Raw genomic sequence first — 430 nt, 5'->3', positions numbered from 1 at the left:
AAGCACTGTTCAGCTGAACACGAAGGAAGTCATTGCGGACATCAACATTACGTATGATACACTCGAAAACAATATTGAAAAAGATGGCCTGCAGCAGACGATCATGCAAATTTTAGCCGAGCGCGCAGCCGTTGATATTGAAGAGCTGATTGTAAACGGTGATACTGCATCAGCTGATCCATATCTGGCGCAGCTGGACGGCATCCGCAAACAAGCGGTTTCCCATATCGTTGACATGAACGGTGAAGAATTGTCCAGAGCGACATTCAAAAAAGGCTTAAAAGCAGTTCCGCCGAAATATTTGCGCATCCCTCAGGAATTCAGATTCTATACGTCACATGGCTTAGAAGTTGAATGGAAGGACCGCGTGGCGGACCGCCAGACAAACCTTGGGGACCAGGCTGTTCAGGGCGGCTTGTCAACAGCATTC

Annotated in this window: 1 pseudogene; it reads left to right on the top strand. The window is 48.1% G+C overall.

Annotated features, from left to right (window positions below):
• Positions 1-430 (top strand): annotated as a pseudogene (locus tag RVS70_RS22600) (phage major capsid protein); the annotation flags it as partial.

This window comes from Virgibacillus sp. M23 (assembly GCF_034190895.1).
GTDB lineage: Bacteria > Bacillota > Bacilli > Bacillales > Amphibacillaceae > Virgibacillus > Virgibacillus salarius.
Note: the sequence above shows the minus strand (reverse complement) of the source record. Positions and strands in the feature narration are given on the sequence as shown.